Raw genomic sequence first — 22,813 nt, forward strand, 5'->3', positions numbered from 1 at the left:
AGCCTTCGGAGGTGCCGGACCTATGCTGATCGCCGTGGACAAGGTCAGAGCTGCTGCGGGTGACGGAAAACGCGAGTACCGGGTGGAGGAACTGGCCGAGGCGGCCGGCATCACCAGCCGGACGCTGCGCTTCTACCGCGAGCGCAAACTGCTCCAGCCGCCCCGCAAGGAGGGCCGGATCGCCTGGTACGGCGAGGAGCACCTGGCCCGGCTGCGGATGATCGGCGAACTGCTTGACCGCGGCCACACCCTGGGCGGCATCGCCGAACTGATCGGCGCCGGCGAGAGCGGGCGGGACGTCGCCGAGCTGATCGGGCTGGAGGCCGCGATCGTCGCCCCCTGGTCGGACGAGACCCCGGTGCGCCTGGACTGGGACGAACTCAGGACCGTCTTCAACGACCAGCTCACCGAGGAGAACACCGCCGAGTCGATCGCCCAGGGCTACATCACGATCGACGACGACGGGATCACCCACATCAGCCGCCGCCTGATGGACGCCACCACCGCACTCGTCGCCGAGGGCGTACCGCTTTCCGTGGTGCTGGACGCCAGCCGGCGGACCCAGGAGCACGTGGAAGCCATCGCCGAGATCTTCATCGACGTGGTCGGCGAGCACCTGCTCGGCGCCCTCGCCGCCGACGCCCCGCTGCCGCCCGGCGAGGCGGCCCGGCTCACCGAACGCATCCTGCGGGTGCGGCCGCTGGCCCGTACGGTCGTCGACGCGCAGTTCGCCCTCGCGATGGACCGGCGGGTGCCCGCCGAGTACGACGAACTGCTGCGCCAGCGACGGGAGAACGACACCGAGGCGTAACCCCTCCGACGGGAGGGCAGGGATTCCCGCGCCCTGCCCACCCGTTGGAGGAACCGCCGATGCCCAGACCCCTCAGTCGCCGCGCCGCACTCGGCCTCGCCGCCGGGCTCACCCCGGGCCTCGCGCTCGCCGCCTGCGGACCGAACTCCCCGGCACCGTCCGCCGGTTCGACCGGCGCGACCGGTGATCCCGGCGCGCCGGGCGGTTCCGGCGGGTCCAGCGGGGCCGGCCCCCGGACCGTCCGGCACGCTCGCGGCGAGAGCACCGTACCGGCCCGGGCCACCCGGGTGGTGGCGCTGGACACCGACGCGCTGGACTCGGTGGTCACCCTCGGGCTCACGCCGGTCGGCGCGACCACCGTCACCGAGGGCGCTCCCTTCCCGGCCTACCTGCCCGCCGAACGGCTGGCCACGACAAAGGCCGTCGGCGCCATCGGGCAGCCCAACCTGGAGGCGATCGCGGCGCTGCGGCCGGACCTCATCCTGAGCAACCAGGTGCGCGACGACAAGCGGTACGACGAACTGACGAAGATCGCGCCGACCGTGCTGTCCAAGACCACCGGGCCCACCTGGAAGGAGAACGTCCGGCTGCACGCCGAGGCGATGGGCCGGCAGGCCGAAGCCGAAGCGGCCGACGCGGCGTACCGGACGAAGGCGCGGGACCTCGTCACCGCACTCGGCGGCCCGGCCAAGGCCGCCGCCACCCGGGTCGAGATGGCTCGTTTCCTCGCGGGCGCACCGACCAGGCTGTACCTCAACGACACCTTCGTCGGCTCGCTGTTCAAGGACCTCGGGCTCGGCCGGCCCGCCAACCAGGACAAGCCCGGGTTCTCGGTCGAGATCAGCCCCGAGCAGGTGGACCAGGCGGCGGCCGACGTCATCTTCTACTCGGTCTACGGGGACGCGGCCAAGTCCGACCAGGGCAGGATCACCGATGGCGCGCTGTGGAAGAGCCTGGACGCCGTCCGCACCGGCCGGGTGTTCCGGGTCGACGACAGCCTGTGGATGCTCGGGATCGGCTACACCGGGGCCGGCCTGATCCTGGACCAGATCCGGAAGCACCTCGCGCCCTGAGCGACTGCTCACCGTGCCCTACGTCCTGCTGCTGGCCGGGATGGCGCTGCTGTTCGCCGCCTCCTGCGTCCTGCTCGTCTCCACCGGGAGCCTGTGGAGCCTGACCGTTGCCGTGGGCCTCCTCGGGGTGGCGGTCGCACCACAGATGATCACGATGTTCGGCCTGGCCGAGCGGACGGTGCCGGCCGTCCGGCTGGGCGAGGCGATGGCTGCGCTGGTCAGCGCGCTGATCCTGGCGCAATCGGCCGGCACCTTCCTGGGCGGCTGGGCGACCACGCACTTCGCGCCCGCCGCGCCGTTCGCGATCACCGCGGCCACGGCGGCGGCCTTGCTGCTCGCCGCGTGCACCGCGACCGAACAGCGCTACCGCCGCCGCACTCCGACCGCTCCGACTGCTCCGACCGACGGTGGGACTGACGGTGGGACTGACGGTTCCGGCGTCCAACCCCGCATCGCTGCGCCCGCGCGCCGCGCCCCGCGCACATGACGGCGGGGGCGACGGTGGTCCGCACACCGTCGCCCCCGCCGTGCGGCCCCGCCCGCCGGCACCCACGGTTCGGCAGGGCCCACTCAGGCGGTCGTCAGTTGACGTTGACCGCCGTCCAGGTGGCCGCGACCGCGTTGTACTCGGCGCTGCCGTTGCCGTACAGGTCCGCCGCCGCGCTGAGGGTGCCCGCCCGGGCGCCCGCGTAGTCGGTGGTGGAGGTGAAGTAGACGGTCAGCGCGCGGTACCAGATCTGCGCGGCCTTGTCCCGGCCGATGCCCGCGAGCGAGGAGCCGTCGGCCGTCGGGCTGTTGTAGTCGAACCCGTTGATGCTCTTCGCGCCGCTGCCCTCCGACAGCAGGTAGAAGAAGTGGTTGGCCACGCCCGACGAGTAGTGCACGTCGAGGTTGCCCACGCCGGCGGACCAGGAGTCGGCGGACTGGCCGTCCTTGCTGGGCTGGTCCATGTAGCGCAGCGGGGTGCCGTTGCCGTTCAGGTTGATCAGCTCGCCGATCCAGTAGTTCGGCGGGTTGGAGGGCAGGTTGGCGTACCACTCGACCATCGTGCCCATGATGTCGGAGGTGGCCTCGTTGAGGCCACCGGACTCACCTGAGTAGTTGAGGTTCGCCGTGGCGGCGGTGACGCCGTGGCTCATCTCGTGGCCGGCCACGTCGATCTCGGTGAGCGGGGCGGCGTCGCCGTTGCCGTCGCCGTAGGACATGCAGAAGCAGCTGTCGTCCCAGAAGGCGTTGACGTAGTTGGAGCCGTAGTGGACGCGGCTCGCGGCGCCGACACCGTCGTTGCGGATGCCGTTGCGGCCGAAGGTGCTCTTGTAGAAGTCCCACGTGGTGGCCGCGCCGAACTGGGCGTCCACGGCGGCGGATTCGCGGTTGGAGGCGGTGCCGTCGCCGAAGTTGTTGGAGGTGTTGGCGAACAGCGAGCCGTTGCCGGCGGTTCCGTTGCTCATGTCGCTGGTGGACTGGCCGCCGCGGCTGTCGTCCTTCAGAGAGTAGCTGGAGCCGCTCTGCGCGGTGGTGAGCGGCACCTGGCCGACGAAGACGCCCTTGCCGGTGCCGGCGGCGGTCTGGATCTTCTCGTGGGTGGACAGCACCTTGCCGGTGGCGGCGTCGGTGACGAGCACCTGGTTGCTCGGGGTGCCGTCGGCGCGCACGCCCTCGACGGTGGTCCGGTAGGCCAGGCGCGGGTTGCCGTCGGTCGCCCAGACGACCAGTTCGGCCTTGCCGGTCTGGTGCACGTCGGCCAGCGGGGACTCGTCGGCGTCGAGGGTGACCCCGACGGTGGCCTTGACCGCGCCGGTGGCCTGCGTGGCGGCCTGGTCGGCCGGGATCTGCGGGGTCAGGCTCGGCAGCGCGAGCTTGGCGGAGACCGCCTTGTCGACCGACTTGACCGAGCCGTTGGCCTTCTGGTGGACGACCAGGTCGCCGCCGAGCACCGGCAGGCCGGCGTAGGTGCGCTCGAAGCGCAGGTGCCGGGTGCCGTCCTTGTCCACCACGGCGTCCTTGGCGACGAGCCGCTCCTTCTCGCCGAGGGCGAGGGCCTTGGCGAGCGGGCCGGACTGGCCGCCGGCCAGCGCGAGCACGGCCGCGTGCTGGTGGTCGGCCTGGGCCTGGAGGCCGGCGACGGGGCTGGCCTGGGCGGCGGTGCTCACCTGGATCACACCGGTCAGCAGGGCGGTGGCCGACAGTACGGCGACAGCTGCGAGCTTTCGCTTCACGTGCGAGTCCTTCCGGGAAACCGCGTGTGGACGCGGTCGCGCCGCGTTCCGGGGGCCGGGGTCGGCACCTGTGGGGCGGAAATGGGCGCTGACGTGCTGAAACCCCGAGCGGTCGAGCGGCGAGCCACCAAGGGGTGGGGGTGGGGGCTACCGCCGGGGCTGTCCAGAAGCATGACAATCCAGCAGGTGAATTGACAGGTCTACTTCAGCGATTGGCCAGGTCCCGCCAGCTCGCCAGGGCCCTCAAGTGGTGGGCAAAACGGGGCAATTCACCGCGCCTTGCAGTGGGTTCCCACCCGAACCACGCCCGACCGCCTGCACCGATGTCCGATCGACCGTCGAACGCCGATTCGGCGCGCGGAGCCGAGCGGGCCGGAATCGACTTTTACATCCCTGTAGAACTTCCAATACGGAATCTTGACATCCGCTTGGCGAGGTCCCGCCACCTGCCACCCTTGCCCGCCGCCGGGTCATCTGCTAGCGCCACCGGGCCTCGTGTTCGCCCGACTCCTCAGCGCAGTCGGCGAGTTGGGCTCGACACCTGAGGGCGCACCGGAGCCGGTGAGACCCCGTGTCCCACAACAGCCCCTCCTCCACTGGCATCTGCGATGACGCCCGGTTCCCGCGGCGCCCCGCTCGCCCGCCCCCGGCTCCCGGGCGACCAGCCCGTACGGACACCCGGGCCGGGTCGGCACACGCGCTCAACCGCCGCCCGCGCCGGGCCCGTCCGGTCGCAGAAGCGGCAGCGGCAACGGCAGCGGCAACGGCAACGGCGGGATCGGGATCTGGACCGGGAGAGCGAAGGGGTACCACTCCTCGCCCGGACCGGTCAGCGAGGCCTTCCCGGGAGCACGTCCGGCGCGTACTCCCGCACTGCGGCGAGCAGTTGGCGGATCGACGGGTTCACCATCGGCCGCCCGGCCACGGTGACGGTCGGCACGGTCTCGTTGCCGTCCGCGACCGAGCGGACGAAGGCGGCGGCGTCCGGGTCCTTCCAGATGTTCACCATGGTGAACCGCCGGCTGTAGCGCAGGCGGGTGAAGAGCAGCGCCAGGCGCAGGTTCATGCAGAACGTGCACAGCGGCCGCCAGTAGAGGACCACACCGTCGTCGGCTCCGCCGGTCGCTGTCACTGGAACCGCCATTCCTGGGCCGTGTTGCCGGGGGTGCAGGTCACCATGGTGACCGCGTTTCCCGGGCCGTTGTCGGTCATGCAGCGCTGGTTCTGGTAGTCGGCCAGCGTGTAGGAGCCCTGGGCGGATCCGCTGCGCACCGTCCAGTTGGTCAGGAAGCTGAAGCCTCCGCTCAGGGTGACCTTGCCGTCCATGGTCTGGACGAGCAGCGGCCCGCCGCTGTTGCAGGCGTTGAAACTGATCCAGGAGCCGGGGTCGGTCGCCCGCACCCAGCCGTACTGGGACGCGCCGCCGACCACGATCGGGTTGTCGCCGCTCAGTTCGTCGCGGGCCATCCCGATCGGGCGGCCGTCCTTCACGTTGACGATGGTGGTCCAGGAGGTGCCGCCGCACGACGGCGGCCGGGTGGGGGTCTGCGGAGCCGGCGGGTTGCCGCCGCCCGAGGGCGAACCGCCGCCGGACGGGGAGCCGCCCCCGGCGGGGGAGCCACCGGCCGCGTTCTGGGCCGGGGGCTGCGGGTTGGGATTGGGATTGGGGTTGGCGGGCTGGTTGGCGGTGCCGCCCCCGCCGCCGGACTGGTTGGATTGGCCGCCCGAAGCGCCGCCGCCGCCCGCCGCGCCCGCGCCTCGGCCCGCCGCGCCTCCGTTGCCGCCCGGCGCGGGGGCCGGGACGGGCGCGCCCGGCTGGTTCGGGGTGCTCGGCTGCTGGTCGGCGGCCGGGGCCGCGACCGGGGTGTCGGAGGGTGTCGGCGTGGCGGGCGGCGTCACGGCCGGGGCCGCCGGGGTGCCCGCGCCCGGGGTCACCGGGGCCGTCACGACGACGGTCGGCTGGGCGGCGGGCGGCTCGGCCGCGTCCGACCGGCCGGGGCCGCGGTCCACCAGCAGGACGGTCGCCGTGCCCATCGAGATGACCACGGGGACGATCACCGGCACCAGCAGTGCGCGCCGCGACCGGCGCTTGCCCGGCTCGGTCACCGGCTGCGGCCCCACCTTGGCGACCTCGTCCTCGTCCGGCACGGGGCCACCCGACGCCGGGCGCTCGCCTGACGCGGGCTGGTCGGCGCCGTCCGCGACCGGCACCAGGGCACCGGCCTTCGCCGCACCGGCGCCCCCGGCCACCCCACCCCCGGCCCCTTCACCCGCAGCCGCTCCCCCGGCCGCCGCCCTGAGGTCGACCGTCCCGGTGTCGGCCGGGGCACCGGCCGCACCCGCCGCAGCGCCCGCGTCCTTCGCACCGATCGCCGCCCGGGCCGCGGCCGCCATCTCGGCGGCGTCGGCGAACCGGTCCTCCGGCTTCTTCTCCAGTGCCTTCGCGACCAGCTCGCGGACCGCCGCCGGGAAGGCCCCCGGCAGCTCCGGCGCCGGCTGGCGAACGTGCTTGAGCGCGACCTCCAACACGCTCTCGCCGACGAACGGCGGCTTCCCGGTGAGCAGTTCGAAGCAGACCACGCCGATCGAGTAGAGGTCGGAGGCCGGCCCGGTGCCCGTACCCTCGGCCTGTTCGGGGGCCATGTAGAGGGCGGTGCCGACGATCGCGTGCGAGGCGGTGATCTTGGTACTGGCGATCGCCCGGGCGATGCCGAAGTCGGTGATGGTCACCCGGCCGTCCGTGCGCACCATCAGGTTGGACGGCTTGATGTCCCGGTGCACGATCTCCCGGCGGTGGGCGGCGTGCAGGCCGTCCAGCGCGGCGGCGACCAGACCGAGGGCGCGCTCGGGAGGCATCGGGCCCTCCTCGGCGAGCACCCGGTCCAACGGCCTGCCGTCGACCAGCTCCATGACGATGTAGGCGCAGCGGTCCCCGGCGTCACCGCCCTCGCCGCCCTCCCGGCCCTCGGCACCGCCGCCGCTCTCACCGTAGTCGTGGACGTCCACGACGGCCGGGTGGTCGATCGCGGCGACCAGCTGGGCCTCCCGGCGGAAGCGCTGGATGAAAGTGTCGTCCTCGAACAGCGCCGAGTGCAGGATCTTGACGGCCACCGGCCGCGCCAGCACCGTGTCGTCGGCCCGCCAGACCGTACCCATCCCCCCGCCGCCGATCCGCTCGACCAGCGTGTACCGCCCGCCGAGCACGGCGCCCGGACCCCTCATACTCCCGCCCCCATGTGTCATGACCCTCCCCAGCGGGCCGTTCGGCCCCCAGTGTGCCAGAGGGGGTCGAACGGTCAGCAGGCGCTGTCCGGCCAGCGGTTGAGGGCCGCCGCCGTCAGCTGTCCCGGCCCTGCCGGGCGTGCTCGACCACCTCCAGGACGGCGGCGGCGACGGCCTGCGGGTGGTCGGCGTGGACGTGGTGGCCGGCGCCGCGCACCACGATGTGCGACCCCTTGGCCGCGCCGGCGACGACGTGTGACTGGAGGACGGTCCAGCGGGCGCGCATCGCCCCCGGCAGGCCGTCGGTCGCGCTCAGCACCGTCACCGGCACGTCGGGCAGCCGCGCGGCCGCGCGCCGCCGCCGGAGCTCGGAGACCGCGAGGACCGTCAGCCGGTTCTCGTCGAGGACGGTCCGCCGCTGGTGGCGATGCGCCTCGACGGCCGCCTCGGCCCTCGCGACGGCTCCCCCGGCACGGCGTGCGGCGGGCGTCATGGCTGCCCGGAGCAGCCCCAGCCGCAACAGGACGGCCTCGGCCGCGCGGATGGCCGGTGGCTGGAACTCCTCGTGCGCCGGATCCACCAGGACCAGGCCGGCCACCAGTTCCGGGTGCCGCCAGGCGAGGAGTTGGGCCAGCTGGCCGCCCCAGCTGTGCCCGACCAGGATGGCCGGGCCGGCGCCGAGGTGCTCCACCAGGGCAGCCAGGTCCCCGGTCGGGGACTCCAGCGAAGGACCGGAGACGCGAGCGGGGTCACTGGCACCGAGCCCGGCCCGGTCGTACGCCACGACCCGGCTGTGCGCAGCCAGTTCGGACAGCACCGGCGCCCAGGTCAGCGACGAGGTGCCGCAGCCCGCGAGCAGGACCACCGGCGGGCCGCCGCGCCCCGCCTCCACCCAGCGCAATGCCCGCCCGTCACGGTCGAGTTCGCCCTGCCGGACCCCGCCGGGGACGCTCTCGGCCAGCGCCTGCGCGATGGCGTCCTGCACATCCCGCATGGCCCGCGTGCCCCGTACTACCTGTACGCCCCCCATGCCCCGTGCGCCCTGCGTGTCCCGCGTGCCCCACGGTTCCTGCGCGTTCTGCCTGTTCTCCGTCTTCTGCACGTTCGGTTCCCCCCTGGATCCGTCCGCCCGGTCCCGGCCTGTGGTACCGGGTGACGCGGGTTCGTTGCTCACCACTGCCACGAGTCCCGGGTGCCTCCCCGACGCCCGGCGGGTCGGCCCCCGGCCGGGCCCGGACTCGCTGTCAGGCACCAGACCATGACGGCCCGGCTCCACGCAAACCCGAACACCTCGCGTCCGTTGTGTGACCGGAGGACGAAGAGGAGGTGCTGTGGCGTGAGGCCGTCACCGGCCCGCGCCCGCACGGCCCAGGCCGGGGCGGCGTCGCTGGCCGCCCCGGCCCTCCGGCGGCTCAGGCCGACAGGGTCCGCTTGAACAGGTCCAGCAGCGCCTCCCAGTGGCGCGCGTCGGCGACGGCGTCGTAGCGGGTGGTGTCGGCCTGGGTGTAGCCGTGCGGGGCGCCCTGGTAGACCTCCTCCCGGTGGCGGACACCGGCGGCGGCGAGGGCCCCGGCGAGCCGTTCGATCTGCTCGGCGGGCATGGACGGATCCTCGTCGGCGTGGCCGAAGTACACCTCGGCGGTGATCCGGGAGGCGCCCAGGTGCGGACTGTCCGGCGCCTCGGTGGCGAGGCTGCCGCCGTGGAAACCGGCCATGGCCGCGATCCGGTCGGGGTGGCTGGCGGCCGTCCGCAGGGCGAGCACCGCGCCGCGGCAGTAGCCGGTGAGGCCGACCGGGCCGTCCTCGACGAGCGGGGAATCGGCGAGCCAGCGCAGGTAGGCGTCCGCGTCGCGGGCGGTCACCTCGGGGGTGAGGGTGGCGAGCAGCGGGCCGATCTGCTTGAAGATCGCCGGGTCCTTCTCCAGGTCGATCAGCGGCGGCAGTTCGACGACCGGCGCGCGGCCGTTCCGGTAGTAGGCGTTGGGGACCAGCACGGCGTACCCGGCCCGGGCGAGCCGGTCGGCCATGTCCTTCAGCTGGGGTCGGAGCCCGAAGGCATCCATATAGAGGATGACGCCGGGGTGGGCCCGCCCGTCGTCGGGACGGGCGAGGTAGGCATCGGCGGTGCCGTCCGCCGTCGGGATGTCCACGGTGGTTCCGCGCACGGTCATGGTGAGGGGTCTCCTTCGGTTCGCGCGGCAGGGTAGCGGGTGGACGCCGCCACCGGCGCGGCGCCCTCGGGGAACACGGGTGCGGCCGACCGGCGTTGGGCGTACATGGGTGTGATCGTAGACGTGGCGTGCGTGGCGGCGGCGGTGATCGGGCTGATGCTCCTGATCGCGTGGCAGATCCGGGGCGAGTCGTCGGGGCGTTGGCGGCGCGGCGGCGGGAGCACCGGGGTTGGCCTGGGCGGCGGGCTGGAGGAGTTGCAGGCGCTGTTCAGCCCGGGCAAGCGGGTGCAGATCGAACAACGGCGGGAACAGCTGACGCTGCGGGACGACGCCCAGGTCGGAGCGCCGCCGCACTTCGGCGTGGACCTGGACCGGGGCGTGGCGGTGCTGCGCGGCAGGGACGGGGCGGGCGGCGAGACCGAACGGGGTCGGACAGGCGGTCAGGCTCCCCAGCCACGGGAGCAGAGCACCAGCCGGTAGCCGTCCGGGTCGGATATCGTCACGCCGAACTCCTCCCAGTAGGGGTTGTGGGCCCGGACCGGGGTGCCGCCGGCGGCCTCCAGCCGGGCGACCAGGGCGTCGTCCACCGGCGCACCGAGGTAGACGACGAACAGGTCGTCGACCGTCGGGGTGGGCTCCAGCGGGTTCTCCGGGTCGTGGGTGAGTTCGAAGTGCCAGGCTCCGCCGGGCGGACCGACCATCAGCAGGTCGTGCTCGCCGGACACCCGCTCGGTGGTGCGCCACAGCACGTCGAGGCCGAGGCCGCCGACGTAGAAGCGCTCGGCCGCCGCGAGGTCGCGCGAGGGCCGGGCGATGCGAACCCGCGTCGTCGAATCGATCATGGCCGCGACCCTAGCCGATACCACTGACAACGAACCGTCCCCGAGGGTTCCCCCACACAATCCCGTCCGCGGATCCCCGACGGCGATCCGCGGACGGACCCCTCAGAACCGGCGCAGCCGTTCCTCGTCGCCGGTGCGCGGGCAGGTCAGGCAGGCGGCGGCCTCGGGCTTGACGGCGTAGTAGAGGCAGCAGCCGAGCCGGGTACGGGTGTGGTGGCCGCGCCCGTCGGGGGTGTGCAGGCGGCGGAAGTCGGCGGCGCCGGGCAGCGGGAGGGTGCCGCCGGGCAGCACCGCCCCGGCGGCGACGACGGCGGCGTCCTCCTCGCCGAGCATCCGGCCGAGGTACCAGACGGCGGAGGCGAGGTCGTCCGTCACCATGCCCCAGAGCGCGCGGTCGCGGCGCCGGCTGGGGGCGGCGAAGGCAGCGAGCACCGGCTCCACGTGGGCGACCACGGCGGCCCGCAGTTCGGCGCGGAGTTCGTCGTCGCCGGGGAGGGTGACGTGGCCGCGCGGGCGCAGCGCGAGGTCCCCGGTGGGGGCGTGCAGCCAGAGGTCGGCGGGGTCGACGAGGGGTACTTTCCGGGCGAGGTGCCAGGGGCCCGCGATGAGCAGGCACGCGGACCAGACGTAGTGGTGCAGCAGTCTGGAGGCGGTGACGTGCGGGCGGGGGGCGCGGCCGTGTTCGGCGGCGATGCGCTCCTCCTCGCCGGCCAGAACGGCGGCCAGGGCCCGTTCGTCGGCGGCGAGTTCGGCCCCCGAGTACCAGCCGTCGGCGGCACGGGGGTCGGGTTCGTCGGCGCCGAGCAGGCGCAGCTCCAGCACCGGGCAGAGTTCGCGCAGGCGCCGGTAGTCGCCGGGCAGGGTGGACGTCGGCGCGACGGGCAGGGGTGTTCCGGGGATCATCGGCGCTCCGTGGATCGACTCCGCATGATCGAATAAGGTGAGGCTCACCTTACAATGCCCCAGGGAGTGCACCACCCGGGGCCGGGCTGGGCGGCGCGACACCCGCGACACCTGGGCGGGGTGACGCCGCGGCGAACGGCCCGACATCGGACCAGGCGACCCGAGATTGACGAACTTAGGCAAACCTAACCTAAGATGTCGACTCGTGTTGAGAACCGACCCGCCGGCCACCACGGCCCCGGCGACGCCTCGATCGTCTGCGGTCCAGCGGCCCCTGCTGCTGGTCGCCGGTGTGGGCGCGCTCGTGCTGTGTGCCGCGCTGAGCCTCGCGCTCGGCTCCCGATCCATCCCGCTGTCCACCGTGGCCGACGCGCTCACCGGGGCCGCCCACGGCGGCGACGCCGATGTGGTGACGGGCCTTCGCCTGCCGCGAACGGTGATCGGACTGGCCGTCGGGGCCGCGCTCGGCGTCGCCGGGGCTGTCGCCCAGGGCGTCACCCGCAACCCGCTCGCCTCCCCGGTCACCCTCGGCGTCAACGCCGGCGCGAGTCTCGCCGTGGTCGCCGCGATCTACGCGCTGGACCTCACCCGGCCCGTCGAGTACGTCTGGTTCGCCTTCGCCGGGGCGGCCGTCGCCGCGGTCGCCGCGTACGCGATGTCCCGGCGCGGCGGCGACCTCGACCCGGTCCGGCTCGCGCTCGGCGGCACCGTGCTCACCGTGGTGCTCACCTCCTGGACCTCCGCGCTGATGCTGGCCAGTCACCGCACCCTGGACGAGGCTCGGTTCTGGTTGGCCGGCTCGATCGGCGGGCGGCAGCTGGACACCCTCACCCCCGTGCTGCCGTTCCTGGTGCTCGGCATGCTGGGCGCGTTCGCGATCTCGCCCGCCCTCAACGCGCTGGCCCTCGGCGACGAGACCGCCCAGTCGCTCGGCGTGCCGGTGGCCCGGATCCGACTGGCCGGAGGGCTGGCCGTCGTCCTGCTCGCGGGCAGTGCGGTGGCCGTCGCCGGGCCGGTGGCGTTCATCGGACTGGCCGCGCCGCACCTGGTCCGCCCGCTGCTCGGCAACGACCACCGCTGGCTGCTGCCGGGCTGCCTGATCGCCGGTCCGCTGCTGCTGCTCGCCGCCGACGTGCTCGGACGGCTCGTGGTGCGCCCCTCCGAGATCGAGGTCGGCATCGTGACCGCCTTCCTCGGCGCGCCGCTTCTCGCCGTACTGGCCCGGAAGGTGGCCCGGTGACCGCGCTCGCCGTACCCGTCGGCACGCTCGCCCGCCGCCGGGCCCGCACCGCCGTGTGGTCGGCGCTGGCCGCCGTCGTCCTGGTGGTGCTGACGGGCGTCGCGCTCGGCACCGGACAGGTGAGCCTGTCCGGATGGGACGCGCTGCGCGCCCTGGTCGGGCAGGGCGAACCCGGAAACGTCCTGGTGGTGCAGCAGTTCCGGGCGCCCAGGGTGGTGTCGGCGCTGATCGCCGGGGCCGGGCTGGCGATGGCCGGCTCGATGCTCCAGCGGCTCTTCCGCAACCCGCTGGCCTCCCCCGACACCATCGGTGTCACCGGCGGCGCGTCCTTCGGCGCGGTGCTGATGCTCGCCACCGGCGCCTCCCAGCAGCTGATCCCGCTGGCCGCGCTCGGCGGCGGACTGCTGGCGGCGCTGCTGCTCGGCGGCCTCGCCTGGCGGTCGAAGATGGCCGTCACCCGGCTGGTGCTGGTCGGCCTGGCGGTGCAGCAGGGCCTCGCCGCCGCCGTGAACCTGATGATCGTACGATTCCCGGCCGAGCTGGCCTCCTCCGCGATGCAGTGGACCACCGGCTCGCTCTACGGCCGCAACTGGACCGAGGTGTGGATCGGCGGCACCGCCATCGCGCTGACCGCCCTGGCCGTGCTGCTCTGCCAGCGGCGGATCGCGGTCCTCGACCTCGGCGACGACTCGGCCGGCGGCCTCGGCCTCAACCCCGGCCGGGACCGGCTCTGGCTGCTGCTGCTCGGCATCACCCTCGCCTCGCTGGCCGCCGCCCTCACCGGCCCGGTCGCGTTCGTCGCGCTCGCCGTACCGCACCTGGTCCGGCTGCTCGCCGGGCCGCCCACCCTCGGCACGCTCGGACTCACCGCGCTCACCGGCGCCGTCCTGCTGCTGTCCGCCGACCTCCTCGTGCTCCACGTGATCCCCGTCCACGGCCTGCCGGTCGGTGCCGTCACCGCCACGCTCGGCGCGCCCTGGCTCCTGGCACTGATGATCCGCCAGGGCCGGCCTCCCCAGAGGAGCAACTGATGACGCCCACGACGACCGTCGAGTCCGTCACCACCACCGCCAACCGGCTCGCCGCGCACGGCCTCGACCTGCGCTACGGCGACCGCACGATCGTCGACGGGCTCGACCTCGAACTGCCCGGCGGCGCCGTCACCGCCATCGTCGGGCCCAACGCCTGCGGCAAGTCGACCCTGCTGCGCGGACTGGTCCGGCTGCTCGACCCCGCCGCCGGCACCGTCACCCTGGACGGCTCCGACATCCACCGGATGTCCGCCCGGGCCCTCGCCAAGCGGATGGGCCTGCTGCCGCAGCAGCCGGTCACCCCCGAGGCGATCACCGTCGAGGCGCTGGTACGGCTCGGCCGGTACCCGCACCAGCGGATGCTCAGCCCGTGGTCCAAGACCGACCAGGCCGCCGTCGAGGACGCCCTCGCCCGGACCGGCACCGCCGAACTGCGCGAGCAGCAGGTCGACCGGCTCTCCGGCGGGCAGCGCCAACGCGCCTGGATCGCGCTCGCACTCGCCCAGGACACCGAACTGCTGCTGCTCGACGAGCCGACCACCTTCCTCGACCTGCGCCACCAGCTCGACGTCCTCGACCTGGTCGCCGACCTGCACGCCGAGGCCGGACGCACCGTCGTCATGGTGCTGCACGACCTCGGGCAGGCCGCCCGGTACGCCGACCACCTGGTGGTGCTCAAGGACGGGCGGCTCGCCGCCGCCGGACCGCCCGCCGAGGTCCTCACCGCCGACCTGGTCGAGACCGTGTTCCAGGTGCCGTGCCGGGTGGTGCCCGACCCGGAGACCGGCACGCCGCTGGTCGTCCCCCGGGCGCGGACCCGGCCACGCGCCGCCGACCGCTGACCACTGACCACTGACCACTGCCCCCGTTCGTCACCCCCGACGCTCCTCACCCTCGACGCTCCGCAACCCGACGCCCGCTCGACCCGATCCAAGGACCCCCATGAACCGCCGCCTCCCCGTCGCCGTCCTCGCCGTCGCCCTGTCCACCACGCTGCTCGCCGCCTGCGGCAGCGACGGCGGGACCAAGCAGAGCGGGGACGCCTCCTCCGCGAGCGCCGGCGCGTCCGCCGGCTTCCCGCGCACCGTCACCCACGCCGCCGGAACCGCCCAGATCAAGGCCCAGCCCAAGCGCGTCGTGGTGCTGGACAGCGGCGAGCTGGACGACGTCACGCTGCTCGGCATCACGCCGGTCGGCGCGGTGTCGCCGCACATGAAGACCGAGGGCGGGTTCCCGAACTACCTCAAGGACAAGATCAAGGACACCAAGGACGTCGGCCCGATGAACGAGCCGAACCTGGAACTGATCGCCTCCCTGAAGCCCGACCTGATCCTCTCCTCCAAGGTCCGCCACGCCAAGGTCTACGACCAGCTGAACGCGATCGCGCCTACCGTGCTCGCCGAGACCACCGGGTTCCCGTGGAAGGAGAACCTCGCCCTCTACGCGCAGGCGCTCGGCAAGGAGGACGCGGCCAAGAAGGCGCTCGCCGACTACGAGGCGCGGGCCGCCAAGCTCGGTGAGGCGATCAAGGCGAAGAACGGCGGCGCCATGCCGACCGCCTCGGTGGTCCGCTTCGTGGCCGGACCGACCCGCCTCTACGCCAAGGCCTCCTACAGCGGCGTGGTACTCAAGGACGTCGGCCTGGCCCGCCCGGCCGCCCAGGACGTCGACAAGAACATCGTCGAGGTGAGCGCCGAGCAGATCAACCAGGCCGACGCCGACCTGGTGTTCGTCACCACCGCCGACGACCCGTCCAAGACCAAGGAGAGCGAGGTCCAGCAGACCCCGGTCTGGCAGGGCCTGAACGCCGTCAAGAACAGCAAGGTCTTCAACGTCCCGGACGAGACCTGGATGTCCGGCATCGGCGTCCAGGCCGCCGACGCCATGCTCGGCGACATCGCCAAGGCCGCGGGCGTGGACGCACCCAAGTAACCGCCGACGGACGACGGCGGGCGGAGGCGGCTGCCGCTGTGGCCGCCCCCGCCACCGCCCGCCGTCACTCCCGTCCGCCACCACCCTCAAGGACCACCACCCCATGCGGCTCTACCTGCTCGCCCTCAACCCCACCGACTCGGTCACCGCCGGCTTCCTGCCCGCCGCCGCCCGGCTCGGGCTCGACGTCACCGTCCTGACCGACCACGCCGAACCCCACCAGAAGGCCTACGCCGACCTCCCGTTCACCGCACCCGCGGTGCTGGAGTGCGACGTCCGGGACTTCCGCGCCGTGATCAGCCTGGTCTCCCGCCACCACGCGCCCGACGCGGTGTTCAGCAACAGCGACCACCTGCAGACCCAGACCGCCCTGGCCGCCGAGTACTTCGGCCTCCCCGCCAAGGACTGGAAGGCCGCACTGCGGGCCAAGGACAAGGGCCAGCTGCGCCGCCACCTCGCCCTGACCGGCCAGGACGCCGTCTGGTCCGCCGAGTTGGCCCCCGGGCAGGACCCGGCCGAGCTGGAGCCGCCGTTCCCGTGCGTGGTCAAACCTCGTGAGGGAGTGGCCAGCGAGGACGTCACACTGGTCGCCGACGCCGCCGAACTCGCCCTCCGCTGCCGGGAGATCCAGCACCGCCGGGCCGGCGCGACGCTGGTCGTCGAGGAGTTCCTGGACGGCCGGCTGTGCACCCTGGAGACGCTCGGCGACGGCCGCCGCCGGCACGTCCTCGGCGGCTTCCGCACCCAGCTCTCCCCGCCGCCGGACTTCATCGAGGAGGTGCTGGAGTTCGTCCCCGCGCACCCCGGTGAGGTGGTCGCGCAGGTGCTCGCCCAACTCGACGCGCTCGGGATCGGACTCGGCGCCTGCCACACCGAGTTCGTCGTGCAGCCCGACGGCCGTGCCCGGATCATCGAGGTCAACTACCGTGCCATCGGCGACCAGTGCGACCTGATGCTCGCCGAGGTCCTCGGCGTCCCGCTCTTCGAGCACATCCTCGCCGCCCACCTCGGCCGGGAACTCCCCGCGGACCTCGGCGCGCAGTGCGCCGCGACCCCGCGCCGGGCCCGCAACGAGGTGGTCTGCGCCGACCGCGCCGGCCTCCTCACCGCCGCCCCCGGGCCGTACGACGAGGAGCGCGACGGCGTCCGGCTCGCCTACCGCCCGCTGCGCCCGCTCGGCGAGCGGCACGAGCACTACCGCACCAACCGCGACTACCTGGGCGTGATGTGGGCCATCGGCGCCGACCAGGAAGCCGTGGACGCCGCCGTCGCCCGGTTCCGCGCCGCCAACCGCTGGGAGATCACCCCGTGACCGCCGACGAGCAGCTCACCCTGCGGGTGCTCTCCGCCCTGCTGCGCGAGGACGTCCTCGGCCTGCGCACCCGCGGCGCCGTGGAGGACCGCGCGGACGGCGCCTGGTTCACCGTCGCGGACGCCGAACTCGCCCTGCCCGTCGCCGTCGAGGGCTTCCAGTGCGAGTACGCCGCCCGGCTGCCCCTACTGGAGCTGGCCGGGCGCCGGCTCACCGGCCTGGACGCCATCGTGGCAGCCCTGGCCGGCCTGGCCGAGGCCGAGGACCGGCCCGGCTGGGACGCTTTCGCCGAGGAGTGCCGCCAGACCCTCGCCACCATGGAACTGCACGAGCGCGCGCGGCCCGAGGTGCACGCCCGGCTCACCGACCTGTACGGCGAGGACCCGGCCGACTGGACCGGTCTGGCCGCCGCCCTCGGCCACGACACCCTGGCCGCCTACCTCGACCACCCCGTCTACCCGACCTCACGCGGCCGGTCCGGCCTCACCGAACACCAACTGAACTCTTACGCACCGGAGTTCCACCCCGCGTTCGAGCTGCGCTGGCTGGCCGTCCCGACCGACGCCCTCACCACCCACGGCCGGCGCCCGCTCCCGAGCTGGTGGCCCACTCCGGCCTGGCTGGGCCTTGCGGACGCCTGCCCCGGCGACGGCTGGACCACCCTGCCGGTCCACCCCCTCACCGTCGGCGCCCCGCTGGACGAGGCACTGGAGGCGGTCGGCCTGGCCGACCGCGCGGTGCTCGCCGAACGGCCCTACCTGACCGTCGTGCCGACGCTCTCCATGCGCACCGTCGCCGTCGCCGACGACCCCGCCTGCCACCTCAAACTCCCGCTCGCCACCGCCACGCTGGGCCGGCTCAACCGCCGCACCATCAAGCCCGGCACACTGCTCGACGGCGCCGCCGGCCAGCGCCTGATCGAGGCCGTGCTGGCCCGCGAGCCGCGCTTCGCCGGCCGCGTCCTGCACGCCGACGAGCAGACCTGGGCGCACGCCGGTCACGAACTGCTGGCCGTCCTGCTGCGCCGCTACCCCGCCGGGCTGGAGCGGGCCGTCACCGTCCCGCTGGCCGCCCTGCTGGCCCCCGCGCCCGGGGGCCGCCTGGTGCTCGACCACCTCGCCGACCGCTTCCACGACGGCGACCAACTCGCCTTCTACGACTCCCTGCTGGAACTGCTGCTGGACTGGCAGACCACGCTGTTCGACTACGGCATAGCACTGGAGTCGCACCAGCAGAACACCTCCCTGGTGCTCGACGGCGACGGACTGCGCCTGCTCTACAAGGACGACGACGGCCCGCGCGTGCACACCGCCCGGATGACCGCCCGCCTCGGCGAACTCGCCCCGACCCGGGCCGACTTCGACGACGCCCGGATCTTCGGCGACGACGACCGGGCGCTCACCGACCTGTTCACCACCATCACCGGCCACCTGTGCACCGGCGCGCTCGCGTTCGGCCTCGCCGAGCACCGTCGCGCCGAACTCACCGACGTGCTCGCACTGTTGCGAAAGCGCCTGGCCGAAGCGGTGGACCGGATCGGACCGGCCGGTGAGCCGCTGCGGACGGACCTGCTGGAGGCCGAACGCCTGCCGGTCAAGGCCATGGTCAGCGCCGGGACCCTGCTCAGCAAGCAGCGCTCGGGCGCCGCCGACATCAACAAGCACTACACCAGCGGCCCCAACTACCTGCTGGCGGACGGGATCACCCGGTGAGTGTGGAGACCGTTTCGCAGCGGTCCGGCCACGGGACCGACCACTCCGGCGGACTCGGCCGCCGCCAGGTGCACGCCGTCGCCGCCTGCTACTTCGTCGCCTCCTTCGCCGCGCTGGGCCTGCCGCCGTACCTGACCGCGATCCTGCCCACGCTCGGCGATCCGCAGGCCCGGTGGGCCGGCGTGCTCTACATCGTCCCGACGGTCTTCAGCGCGCTCGGCGCACCGCTGTGGGGCCGGCTCGCCGACCGCTTCGGCCGCAAGCGGCTGCTGCTGCGCGCCCAACTCGGGCTCACCGTCTCCTTCCTGCTGGCCGGGGCCGCCGACAGCCTGCCCGCGTTCACCCTCGCGCTGGTCCTTCAGGGCTTCCTCGGCGGCACCTTCGCCGCCACCAACGGCTACCTCGCCGCCGCCCTCGACGGACCGCGGCTGTCCCGCGCACTCACCCTGATGCAAGGCAGCGCCCGGGCGGCCCTGGTGGCCGCACCGATCCTGGTCGGCGCGCTGTCCCCGTGGATCGACCCGCACCGCCAGTACCTGGTGATGGCCGTCCTCCCGCTCGCCGCCGCGCTGCTGCTGTCCCTGCTGCCCGAGCCGGACCGTCCGGCGGCCACCCCCGCGTCGGAGGGCCGCGCCGAGCGGGCACCCGCCGCCCCGCTCCTCCCGCTCTACGTCTTCGAGTTCGTCTTCGTCTTCGCCACCGTCATCTCCTTCCCCTATCTCATCTCGCTCGCCGAGCAACGGCTTCCCGGCGTCTCCGGCACCACCACCGGCGTGCTGTTCGCCCTGCCGCACCTGTGCTACCTGGTGTTCGCCGCACGCGTCCACACGCTGTTCCACGCCCGCCCGCACACCGGCATCGCACTCGGCTTCGGCCTCGTCGCGCTCGGCCTGGCCGGGCACGCCGTCGCGTACTCGCTCCCGGTCTTCGTCGCCGTCCGGCTGCTGCTCGGCGCCGGGCTCACGCTCGGCCTGGTCTGCCTCGCCGTGCTCGCCGCCGGAGCGGCCCAAGGGCGCGCGCCCGGGCGGATGTTCGGCACGCTCGAACTCGTCTCCAAGGGCGGCGCCGTCGCCGCCGGCGCCGTCGCAGCGCTGGCCAACGGGCAGTTCGGCGCCGCCGCGCCCGTGGTGGCCGGCACCGCCGCCGCCCTGCTGGCCGCCGTCGCGGCCACCGCATTCTCCCTCCCGTCCCTCCGCCAGCGCTGGAGTCGCCGATGACCCCCGAGCCGATCGCCCCCAAGTCGATCACCCACGAGCCGATCAGCCACGAACTGCCCACCGCCGACGACGCGGTGGCCCACACCCTGCTGAACTGCCTGCTGCGCGAGGTCTCCGCCCCCGAGCACCAGACCGCCGTGGCCGACGGCCGCCTGCTGCTGCGCCTGCCCCGGCGCGGCGCCCTGCTGCGGATCGCCCTGCGCCGCACCTCGCTGCTCGGCGCGCACCGCTTCACCGGCCCGGTCGAGATCGAACGAGGCGGCATCTGGGCGGAGTTGAACTGGCGAGAGCTGGCGGAACACGTGCAGGACGAACTGGAGCTGCGCACCGGCACGGTGAACGAGGAGTTCCTCGGCCAGGTCACCTCCAGCCACGACGGCCTCCGGCAGAGCCTGGCCGACCGCCCGGTCTCCGGACCGGATCGCTACCTGGAGTCCGAGCAGGCCCTGCTGTTCGGCCACCGCTTCCACCCGGCGCCCAAGTCCCGCTCCGCCGCTCGGGGGGACTGGCGCGGGTACGCCCCGGAGTCCCGTGCGGCGTTCCCGCTGCGCCACCTCGCCGTCCGCACCGAACTGCTCACCGAGCAGTCCCTGGACGAGAGCGCGAGCGCCCTGCTGGACGGCCTCGGCGACGTCCCGGACGGATACCGCCTGCTGCCCGCCCACCCCTGGCAGTACCAACTCATCGGCGATCACCCGCTGTTGCGCGACGCCCTGGACCGCGGGGACGTCCTCGACCTCGGGCCGCGCGGCGAGGAGTTCGCCGCCACCGCCTCGGTGCGCACCCTCCACGGCGCGGACGCCTTCCTCAAGTTCAGCCTCAACGTGCGCATCACCAACTGCCTGCGCAAGAACGCCGCTTACGAGCTCACTGGCGCCGTCGAACTCACCCGGCTGCTCGCCCCCGCCCTCGCCGACCTCGCCCGGCGCTTCCCCGACGCGGCGATGCTGCGCGAGCCCGCGTTCCGCACCCTCGCCCTGCCCGGCGCCGACGGCCGACCCGACCAGGCGCTGTACGAGGGCTTCGGCCTGATCGTCCGCGAGGGCTTCGGCGGCGTGCTGCGGCCCGGCGTCACCCCGCTGCTGGCCGCCGCCGTCGCCGACGAGCACCCGACCAGCTCCGCCCACATCTCCCGTCTGCTGGACGGGAGTTCGGACGCCTTCCGGGCCCTGGACTGGTGGCGGGCCTATCTGGGGCTGCTCATCCCGCCCGTGCTCGCCGCCTACTTCGACCACGGCGTGGTGCTGGAGCCGCACCTGCAGAACGTGCTCATCGGCGTCGACGCCACCGGGTGCCCCACCCAGGTGCTCTTCCGCGACCTGGAGGGCACCAAGCTCGTCCCCGAGCACAACGCCGACATCCTGGCCGCCCTCCCGCCCGAGGTCGCCGGGCCGATGACGTACGACGCCGAACGCGGCTGGGACCGGGTGGTCTACTGCCTGCTGGTCAACCACGTCGCCGAACTGCTGGCCGTCCTCGCCGACCGCCACCCCGAGCTGGAGGGCGCCCTGTGGCAGGCGGTCCGGGACACCCTGGAGCAGTACGCGGCAGGCCACGGCCGCCCGCCCCGGCTGCGGGCGCTGCTCGCGGGCGTGCCGCTGCCGGCCAAGGCCAACCTGCTCACCCGTTGGGAACGCAAGGCCGACCGACAGGCCGGCTACGTCCGCCTGCCCTCGCCGCTCGCCGGATCCGTCCTCGCCCAGGCCGCCCGCACCGCTACCCCCCTCTCCCTCGGGAGCGCCGCCCGATGACCGAGATCGTCCGCCGGCACGTCGCCGCCCTCGCGCCCGACGCCCTGCCCGCTTACGTCTACGACCTGGCGGCGCTGCGCGCGCACGCCACCGCCGTCCGGGCCGCGCTGCCCGCGCGGGTCGAGCTGTACTACGCCGCCAAGGCCAATCCGGAGGCGCCGCTGCTGGCCGCGCTGCGCGACGCGGTCGACGGCTACGAGGTCTCCAGCGGAGGTGAGTTGGCGCACGTGCGGGCGGCCGTTCCGGACGCGCCGCTGGCCTTCGGCGGCCCTGGCAAGACGCCCGCCGAGATCGCCGCCGCCGTGGACGCCGGGGTGCACCGCTGGCACATCGAGAGCGAGCAGGAACTGCACCGGCTCGACGCCGTCCTCGCGGACCGGCCGGGCACGGTGGTCGACGTGCTGCTACGGGTCAACCTGCCGGTCGCCACCGGTGCGCTCGACGCGGTGGCACTCGCGATGGGTGGGCGACCGACGCCCTTCGGGCTCGACCCGGACCGCGCCGAGGAGTGCGTGCGCCAGCTCACCGGCGACGGCACCGGCGACGGCACCGGCCCGCTCGGACGGCGGCTGCGTCTGCGCGGCGTGCACGCCCATCTGGCCAGCGGGCTCGCGGCGGCTGAGCAACTGGCCGTCGCCGAGCAGATCGTGGCCTGGTCGGCCGCGCTGGCCGAGCGGCACGGCTTCCCGCTGGCGGAGGTCAACGTCGGCGGCGGAATGGCCGTGGACTACGACGACCCGGCGAACCACTTCGACTGGACGGCCTTCGGCGAAGGGCTGGCCAAGCTGCTGGACGCCCACCCCGGTCTGACCCTGCGGATCGAACCCGGCCGGGCCCTGACCGCCCACTGCGGCTGGTACGCGACCGAGGTGCTGGACGTGAAGCAGAGCCACGGCGAGGACTTCGCGGTGGTCCGTGGCGGCACCCACCACCTGCGCACCCCCGCCACCCGGGGGCACTCCCAGCCTTTCGAGGTGCTCCCGGTCGACGCCTGGCCGCACCCGTGGCCGCGCCCCGCCGTCGCCACCGGCCGCGCCACCCTGGCCGGCCAGCTCTGCACCCCGAAGGACGTCCTCGCCCGGGCCGCCGCCGACGCCGACGGCCTGCGGGCAGCCGACCGGGTGCTGTTCGCGATGGCGGGCGCGTACGCCTGGAACATCTCGCACCACGAGTTCCTGATGCACCCGCGCCCGGGGTTCCACTACCTGGGCGACTGAAGGCACCCCCGGGACGGCGGGCAGCAGGTAACAGATAACAGCCGACAGATAACAGCTGACAGATAACAGATTTCGAAATCTGTTATCTGTCAGCTGTTATCTGTTCGCCGTTCCCTGTTCGAGCCCCGCCGCCCGCCCGTCCGCGCGCCGGACCCCACCC

At 73.8% G+C, this 22,813-nt stretch carries 20 protein-coding genes; 13 read left to right on the forward strand and 7 right to left on the reverse strand.

Going from position 1 to position 22,813, the window contains the following annotated elements:
* The first annotated feature begins 22 nt into the window (after positions 1–22).
* The 3 genes from ACIP37_RS10410 to ACIP37_RS10420 are packed head-to-tail and all read left to right on the forward strand — an operon-like array spanning position 23 to position 2,371.
* Positions 23–811: a MerR family transcriptional regulator gene (locus ACIP37_RS10410; protein ID WP_363579352.1), complete on the forward strand. Its 789-nt coding sequence runs from the start codon at positions 23–25 to the stop codon at positions 809–811.
* 59 nt (positions 812–870) lie between these two features.
* A complete protein-coding gene (locus ACIP37_RS10415; RefSeq protein ID WP_400804935.1) occupies positions 871–1,884 on the forward strand; it encodes an ABC transporter substrate-binding protein in 1,014 nt (337 codons plus the stop codon).
* A 13-nt stretch (positions 1,885–1,897) separates the two neighbouring features.
* Positions 1,898–2,371, forward strand: a complete 474-nt coding sequence (locus ACIP37_RS10420) for an MFS transporter (protein ID WP_400804932.1) — start codon at positions 1,898–1,900, stop codon at positions 2,369–2,371.
* Positions 2,372–2,465: 94 nt separating this feature from the next.
* On the opposite strand, the gene ACIP37_RS10425 is transcribed toward ACIP37_RS10420, so the two are convergent.
* From ACIP37_RS10425 to ACIP37_RS10445, 5 genes are all read right to left on the reverse strand, one after another.
* The gene (locus tag ACIP37_RS10425) at positions 2,466–4,103 is read right to left on the reverse strand and encodes a M4 family metallopeptidase (protein WP_363579358.1); all 1,638 of its coding nucleotides are present in this window, start codon (positions 4,101–4,103) and stop codon (positions 2,466–2,468) included.
* Between the two features lie 829 nt (positions 4,104–4,932).
* Positions 4,933–5,235 carry a glutaredoxin domain-containing protein gene (locus ACIP37_RS10430; protein WP_363616659.1) on the reverse strand — a complete coding sequence of 101 codons (303 nt, stop codon included), beginning with the start codon at positions 5,233–5,235 and terminating at the stop codon, positions 4,933–4,935.
* Positions 5,232–7,325 (reverse strand): protein kinase, encoded by a 2,094-nt coding sequence (locus ACIP37_RS10435; protein WP_400804928.1) that lies wholly within the window; start codon positions 7,323–7,325, stop codon positions 5,232–5,234. Before ACIP37_RS10435 ends, ACIP37_RS10430 begins: the two co-directional genes overlap by 4 nt.
* Before the next feature lie 115 nt (positions 7,326–7,440).
* Positions 7,441–8,319 carry an alpha/beta fold hydrolase gene (locus tag ACIP37_RS10440; RefSeq protein WP_400804925.1) on the reverse strand — a complete coding sequence of 293 codons (879 nt, stop codon included), beginning with the start codon at positions 8,317–8,319 and terminating at the stop codon, positions 7,441–7,443.
* A gap of 418 nt (positions 8,320–8,737) precedes the next feature.
* Positions 8,738–9,496: a dienelactone hydrolase family protein gene (locus ACIP37_RS10445; RefSeq protein ID WP_363579366.1), complete on the reverse strand. Its 759-nt coding sequence runs from the start codon at positions 9,494–9,496 to the stop codon at positions 8,738–8,740.
* A gap of 105 nt (positions 9,497–9,601) precedes the next feature.
* On the opposite strand from ACIP37_RS10445, the gene ACIP37_RS10450 reads away from it, so the two are divergent.
* Positions 9,602–9,976, forward strand: a complete 375-nt coding sequence (locus ACIP37_RS10450) for a DUF6191 domain-containing protein (RefSeq protein WP_400804922.1) — start codon at positions 9,602–9,604, stop codon at positions 9,974–9,976.
* Here ACIP37_RS10450 and ACIP37_RS10455 read toward each other — a convergent pair.
* Together ACIP37_RS10455 and ACIP37_RS10460 are read right to left on the reverse strand one after the other, a co-directional pair.
* Positions 9,937–10,338, reverse strand: a complete 402-nt coding sequence (locus ACIP37_RS10455; protein WP_363579370.1) for a VOC family protein — start codon at positions 10,336–10,338, stop codon at positions 9,937–9,939. The two genes, ACIP37_RS10450 and ACIP37_RS10455, sit on opposite strands and share 40 nt — an antisense overlap.
* Positions 10,339–10,440: 102 nt before the next feature.
* Positions 10,441–11,241, reverse strand: coding sequence for a (2Fe-2S)-binding protein (locus ACIP37_RS10460; RefSeq protein ID WP_363579372.1), 801 nt, complete (start codon positions 11,239–11,241; stop codon positions 10,441–10,443).
* A gap of 274 nt (positions 11,242–11,515) precedes the next feature.
* Between ACIP37_RS10460 and ACIP37_RS10465 the strand changes: the two genes are divergently transcribed.
* From ACIP37_RS10465 to ACIP37_RS10505, 9 genes are all read left to right on the forward strand, one after another.
* Entirely contained in the window at positions 11,516–12,481 is a 966-nt protein-coding gene (locus tag ACIP37_RS10465; RefSeq protein ID WP_400805282.1) for a FecCD family ABC transporter permease, read from the forward strand.
* Positions 12,478–13,512 carry a FecCD family ABC transporter permease gene (locus ACIP37_RS10470; RefSeq protein ID WP_400804917.1) on the forward strand — a complete coding sequence of 345 codons (1,035 nt, stop codon included), beginning with the start codon at positions 12,478–12,480 and terminating at the stop codon, positions 13,510–13,512. Before ACIP37_RS10465 ends, ACIP37_RS10470 begins: the two co-directional genes overlap by 4 nt.
* Positions 13,512–14,354 carry an ABC transporter ATP-binding protein gene (locus ACIP37_RS10475; protein ID WP_363627563.1) on the forward strand — a complete coding sequence of 281 codons (843 nt, stop codon included), beginning with the start codon at positions 13,512–13,514 and terminating at the stop codon, positions 14,352–14,354. Before ACIP37_RS10470 ends, ACIP37_RS10475 begins: the two co-directional genes overlap by 1 nt.
* A 100-nt stretch (positions 14,355–14,454) precedes the next feature.
* Positions 14,455–15,444 carry an ABC transporter substrate-binding protein gene (locus ACIP37_RS10480; protein ID WP_400804913.1) on the forward strand — a complete coding sequence of 330 codons (990 nt, stop codon included), beginning with the start codon at positions 14,455–14,457 and terminating at the stop codon, positions 15,442–15,444.
* 103 nt (positions 15,445–15,547) lie between these two features.
* Positions 15,548–16,756 (forward strand): acetyl-CoA carboxylase biotin carboxylase subunit family protein, encoded by a 1,209-nt coding sequence (locus tag ACIP37_RS10485; RefSeq protein WP_400804910.1) that lies wholly within the window; start codon positions 15,548–15,550, stop codon positions 16,754–16,756.
* A complete protein-coding gene (locus ACIP37_RS10490) occupies positions 16,753–18,468 on the forward strand; it encodes an IucA/IucC family protein (RefSeq protein ID WP_400804907.1) in 1,716 nt (571 codons plus the stop codon). Before ACIP37_RS10485 ends, ACIP37_RS10490 begins: the two co-directional genes overlap by 4 nt.
* The gene (locus ACIP37_RS10495) at positions 18,465–19,685 is read left to right on the forward strand and encodes an MFS transporter (protein WP_400804904.1); all 1,221 of its coding nucleotides are present in this window, start codon (positions 18,465–18,467) and stop codon (positions 19,683–19,685) included. The genes ACIP37_RS10490 and ACIP37_RS10495 overlap by 4 nt, the downstream gene beginning before the upstream one ends.
* Complete coding sequence (locus ACIP37_RS10500) at positions 19,682–21,436, forward strand: IucA/IucC family protein (RefSeq protein ID WP_400804901.1); 1,755 nt, start codon at positions 19,682–19,684, stop codon at positions 21,434–21,436. Before ACIP37_RS10495 ends, ACIP37_RS10500 begins: the two co-directional genes overlap by 4 nt.
* Positions 21,433–22,653, forward strand: a complete 1,221-nt coding sequence (locus ACIP37_RS10505; RefSeq protein WP_400804898.1) for a type III PLP-dependent enzyme — start codon at positions 21,433–21,435, stop codon at positions 22,651–22,653. The genes ACIP37_RS10500 and ACIP37_RS10505 overlap by 4 nt, the downstream gene beginning before the upstream one ends.
* Positions 22,654–22,813: the final 160 nt, after the last annotated feature.

Source organism: Kitasatospora sp. NPDC088861 (assembly GCF_044750105.1).
GTDB lineage: Bacteria > Actinomycetota > Actinomycetes > Streptomycetales > Streptomycetaceae > Kitasatospora.